Consider the following 5,339-nt stretch of genomic DNA (forward strand, 5'->3'; position numbering starts at 1 on the left):
CCGGGCCGCGTGTCGCCGTGGTCAGCGACCGCGGCGGCCAGGGCGCCCTGGCCGCCGACCGTGCCACCCGGCACGGGCTGACCGTTCCGGAGCTCGGCGGGCCGCTCGCCTCGGAGCTGGCCCGCCGGCTGCCGGACGGCGCCGCCACCGCCAACCCCGTCGACCTCGCCGGCGGCGGGGAACGCGATCTCACCAGCTACCGCGACGTGGTCGCGGCCCTCCTCGGCTCCGGTGACGTCGACAGCGTCGTGCTCACCGGCTACTTCGGCACCTACGGCCTGGACAGCCCGCCGCTGGCGGGCGCGGAGGCACAGGTGGCGCGGGAGCTCGGCGAGCTGGCCCGGCGCCACGGACGGCCCCTGCTCGTCCACTCCATGGGCGCCCACAGCGACACCGCCGCCGTACTGCGCGCGGCCGGTGTCCCCGTCTTCGCCACCATCGACTCCGCCACCACCGCTCTGGCCGGGGCCCACGCCCTGCACCAGCACCCCGGGCGGCCCCCGCACGGCACCCCGGCCGACCGCCTCGCCGCGCCCCGGGGCTTCTGGGACACCCGCGCGCTGCTGCGCGACGCCGGTATCGCCTTCCCCGCGGCGTACCGGGTCCAGGACGCCGGAGAGCTCGAAGCGGCCGCCGGACGGCTCCATCCGCCCTACGTCCTCAAAGCCTCCTGGCTGGAGCACAAGAGCGAGGCGGGCGGAGTGGTGACCGGCCTCCAGGACGCCACCGGAGCCCTGCGCGCCTTCACCGGCATGCGCACGAGACTCGGCGACGGACCGTACGTACTCGAGGAACAGGACGTCCGCGCCGATGTCGTCGAAGTGATCGTCGGCGCGCGCCGGGACGCCCGGCTCGGTCCGATGGTGATGGTGGGCGCGGGTGGCACGGAAGCCGAACTGCACCGCGACGTGGTCACCGAATGCGCGCCGGTCGACGCGGAGCAGGCACACGCGATGATCCGGCGGCTGCGCTGCGCCCCGCTGCTCGCGGGGTGGCGGGGACGGCCCGCCACCGATATCGGGGCGCTGGCCGACGTGGTCGCCGCCGTCTCCCGTCTCCTCGCACAACTCGACGGTTCACAGACCGAATTGGAGATCAACCCGCTCCGGGTGGCACCGGACGGCGCCCTCGCCGTCGACGCCCTGCTCCTGGACGCGGCCCCCGGCGCCACCACCGACCGCCCCGACACCGATACCCCGACCGACAGTCCGGACACCCACAGCGCGGCCTCCTCCAGCACGGCCCCCGACCCCAAGGGAAACCCATGAGCCACCAGATACAGGCCGACGAATTCACCGGCCGGACAGCACTGGTCACCGGCGGCGGATCGGGCATCGGCCGTGCCGTTGCACAGCGCTGGGCCGCCGGTGGCGGCCATGTCACCGTCCTCGGGCGCCGCGAGGAGGCACTGCGGGAGACCGTCGGCCTGATCGAGGCGGCGGGAGGCCGAGCCGACGCGGTGACCTGCGACGTCCGCGACGCCGCCGCAGTGGACGCCGCCGTGGACCAGGTGGCCGACCGCCACGGCCGTCTCGACGTCCTGGTCAACAACGCCGCGGGCAACTTCGTGGTGCCCGCCGAGGACCTCTCCCCGGGCGGCTGGAAGGCCGTCGTGGACATCGTGCTCAACGGCACCTTCCACTGCACCCACGCCGCCGCCCGCCATATGCTCCCCGCCGGCCGTGGCGCCGTGCTCAACGTCATCGCCGGCTACGCCTGGCACGGCCACCCCGGCACCGTGCACAGCGCCGCCGCCAAGGCCGGTGTGCTCGCCATGACCCGCACCCTGGCCGTGGAGTGGGGCGGGCGCGGGGTGCGCCTGAACTGCATCGCCCCCGGCCCCACCGAGACCGACGGCGCGTCCGCCGCCCTGTGGCCCACCGAAGCGGCGCGGGCCCGGGTCATGGGCAGCGTTCCGGCCGCCCGGTTCACCACCCCGGAGGAAGTGGCCGAATCCGCGGCCTTCCTCGTCAGCGACCGTGCCGCGTACGTCACCGGCGACGTCCTCGTCGTGGACGGGGGCCAGTGGCTCGGCAAGGCGATCTACACCACCGGACAGGACGACCGCTGATGACCGACCAGCTCACCGGCGGGCAGGCGTTGGTCGCCGCCCTGGAAGCCCACGGCACGGACACCGTCTTCGGTATCCCGGGCACCCACAACCTGCCCGTGTACGCCGCCCTCGCCGACTCCCCGATCCGCCACATCCTGCCCCGCCACGAACAGGGCGCCGGATTCGCCGCCGACGGCTGGGCCCGGGTCACCGGGCGCCCCGGGGTGTGCGTCACCACCACGGGGCCCGCCGTCCTCAACGCCGCGACCGCTGCCGCCCAGTCCTACTCCGACTCCGTACCGGTCCTGCTGGTCTCCCCGGGGCTGCCACTGGGCCACCCCGGCCGGGGCAACGGCTATCTGCACGAGGTCAAGGACCAGCGCGCGGCCCTCGACGCCATCGTGGCCTACAGCCACCGGGTCACCGGCGTCGAGGAGATCCCGCTGGCCGTCGCGCACGCCTTCGCCGCCATGACCGGCGGACGGCCCCGCCCGGTACACCTGGAGATCCCGCTCGATCTGCTCGATGCCACCGCGCCGGTCGAGGTGGCCGTACCGACACCGGTGGCCCCGGTGACCGCCGGGCGGGCCCAGATCGCCGCCGCCACCACGGCACTCGCCGCCGCGCGGCGACCGGTGATCATCGCCGGAGGCGGCAGCAGCGGCGCCGCCCACTCCCTGCGCCGCGTGGCCGAACGGCTCGGCGCGCCCGTGGTCACCACTGCCAACGGCAAGGGCACCTTCCCCGACGGCCACCCGCTGGCCATCGGCGCCGGACTGCACCACACCGCGGTACGCGAACTGGTGGCCGGCAGCGACGTGGTGCTCGCCGTCGGGACCGAACTGGCCCCGGCCGACCTGTGGTTCGGACCGCTGGACATCCCCGGCACCCTCATCCGCGTCGACATCGACACGCAGGCGCTCACCACCAACGCGCTGCCCGACATCGGCCTCGTCGCCGACGCGGCCGAGGCCCTCAAGGCCCTCGGCACCCGACTAGAGGCGGCCCGCACCACCGGCCCGGCGGACCCCGGACGGGCCGCCGCCGCGCGCCGGGACTTCACCGCCGCCGCGCGCGCCGAGGGCGCCGACTACCTCGGTCTCACCGCGGCGCTCGGCCAGGCCCTGGGGCGCGACGGCATCCTCGCCGGGGACTCCACCATGGCCTGCTACTACGGTGCGCTGTCCAACCTGCCCGCGCACCACCCGCGTTCGTTCCTCTACCCGACCGGGCTGGGCACCCTCGGCTACGGTCTGCCCGCGGCCATCGGAGCCAAGGTGGCCCGTCCCGACGCGCCCGTGGTCGCCCTCCACGGCGACGGCGGTCTGATGTTCACCGTCCAGGAGCTGGCCACCGCCGCCCAGCTCCGACTGCCGCTCCCGGTGGTCGTCTGGGACAACGGCGGCTACGGCGAGATCCGCAACGAGATGGCCGACCGCGGCGACCCCGTCCACGCGGTCGATCTGCCCGCCCCCGACTTCGCGGCGCTGGCCCGCTCGATGGGCTGCCACGGGGTGCGCGTCGAGGACGCCGCGCATCTGGCCACGGCGCTGGAGACCGGACTCGGCTCCGACCGCCCCACCCTCATCCACCTGCCAGGAGGAACACCGTGAACGCCGTGACCGAACCGTGGCCGCTGACCGAAGAGCAGCGCGCGATCATCGACCTGTGCCGTGACTTCGCCCGTAACGAGATCCGTCCGCGCGCCCGCGAGGTGGACGAGGCGGATGTCGTCACCCCCGTCGACATCTGGCAGAAGGCGGCGCAGGTCGGCATCACCGACTTCATGCTGCCCACGGACGTCGGCGGCGGCGGGTTCACCGATGTCTTCACCCAGTGCCTGGTCCAGGAAGAACTGTGCTTCGGCGACCCGGGCATCGGCAATCTGGTGTGTTCCAACGGGTTCTTCGCCGACCCCGTCCTGGAACTGGGCACCGAGGAGCAGCAGAAGAAGTGGCTCGGCCCGCTGACGGGCCCCAAGGCCCCGATGACCGCGCTGGCCACCACCGAACCCGGCTCGGGCTCCGACGCCGCGTCGATCAGGACCACCGCGCGCCACACCGAGAGCGGATACGTCCTCAACGGCCAGAAGGCGTGGATCTCCAACGCCGGAACGGCCGGGTCCTTCGTGGTGTTCGCCAAGACCGACCCCACCCAGCGGTCCAAGGGCGTCTCCGCCTTCCTGCTGGACGCCGACACCCCCGGGCTCACCGTCGGTGAGCCGATGCGGAAGATGGGCCAGCGCGCCATCGTCTGCCGCGAGGTGTTCTTCTCCGACGTGGAGGTGCCGGAGGAGAACCGGCTGGGCGACGAGGGCCAGGGGTTCCGCGGCCTGATGCGGACGTTCGACATCTCCCGGATCGTCCTGGGCGCGGCGGCCGTCGGCGCCGCCCGCGCGGCGTACGAGTACGCCCGCGACTATGCGCGCACCCGTGTCCAGTTCGACAAGCCCATCATCGAGCACCAGGCCGTCGCCTTCCGCCTCGCCGACATGGCCGCCCGGATCGAGGCATCCCGGCTGCTGGTGCTGAGCGCCGCCCGCGCGGTCGACGCCGGGGCGCCCGTCACCGGAGCGGCCGCCATCGCCAAGCTGACCGCCTCAGAAACCTCGATGTTCTGCACCTGGGGCGCCGTGCAGACCCTCGGCGGCTGGGGCTACTCCCGTGAGTACCCGGTGGAACAGTGGATGCGCGACGCCAAGTTGGAGGAGATCGAGGAGGGCACCTCCGACATCATGCGCCTGGTCATCTCCCGGAACCTGCCCTGACCAACCACCCCCACGAACGACACCGGAAAGAAGAGGCCGAGGACATGGCACACGAGGTACGAGGCGTGGTCGCACGCGCCAAGGGCGAACCCGTCCGGCTCGAGACGATCCTGGTACCGGATCCCGGACCCGGTGAGGCCCTGGTGAAGGTGCAGGCGTGCGGTGTCTGCCACACCGATCTGCACTACCGCGAGGGCGGTATCAACGACGACTTCCCGTTCCTCCTCGGCCATGAGGCCGCCGGAACCGTCGAGGCGGTCGGGGAGGCGGTGACCGATGTCGCCCCGGGTGACTTCGTCATCCTCAACTGGCGTGCGGTGTGCGGCCATTGCCGTGCCTGCCGCCGCGGCCGTCCCTGGTACTGCTTCAACACCCACAACGCCCACCAGAGGATGACCCTCGCCGATGGCACCGAGCTCTCCCCGGCGCTGGGGATCGGTGCCTTCGCCGAGAAGACGCTCGTCGCCGCCGGCCAGTGCACCAAGGTCGATCCGGCCGCCGCGGCCACCGCGGCCGGGC

The 5,339-nt window shown here is 73.4% G+C and carries 5 protein-coding genes; all 5 read left to right on the forward strand.

Annotated elements, in window-relative coordinates:
- The coding region (locus KN815_RS29205) for an acetate--CoA ligase family protein (protein WP_216344887.1) at positions 1–1,268 on the forward strand (1,268 nt) is incomplete at its 5' end.
- Positions 1,265–2,071: an SDR family oxidoreductase gene (locus tag KN815_RS29210; RefSeq protein WP_216344888.1), complete on the forward strand. Its 807-nt coding sequence runs from the start codon at positions 1,265–1,267 to the stop codon at positions 2,069–2,071. The genes KN815_RS29205 and KN815_RS29210, both read left to right, overlap by 4 nt.
- The gene (locus KN815_RS29215) at positions 2,071–3,666 is read left to right on the forward strand and encodes a 5-guanidino-2-oxopentanoate decarboxylase (protein ID WP_216344889.1); all 1,596 of its coding nucleotides are present in this window, start codon (positions 2,071–2,073) and stop codon (positions 3,664–3,666) included. The genes KN815_RS29210 and KN815_RS29215 overlap by 1 nt, the downstream gene beginning before the upstream one ends.
- Positions 3,663–4,820 carry an acyl-CoA dehydrogenase family protein gene (locus tag KN815_RS29220; protein ID WP_216344890.1) on the forward strand — a complete coding sequence of 386 codons (1,158 nt, stop codon included), beginning with the start codon at positions 3,663–3,665 and terminating at the stop codon, positions 4,818–4,820. Before KN815_RS29215 ends, KN815_RS29220 begins: the two co-directional genes overlap by 4 nt.
- Positions 4,821–4,864: 44 nt before the next feature.
- A partial coding sequence (locus tag KN815_RS29225) for an alcohol dehydrogenase catalytic domain-containing protein (protein WP_216344891.1) occupies positions 4,865–5,339 on the forward strand: 475 nt, incomplete at its 3' end.

This window comes from Streptomyces niphimycinicus (assembly GCF_018883605.1).
GTDB lineage: Bacteria > Actinomycetota > Actinomycetes > Streptomycetales > Streptomycetaceae > Streptomyces > Streptomyces niphimycinicus.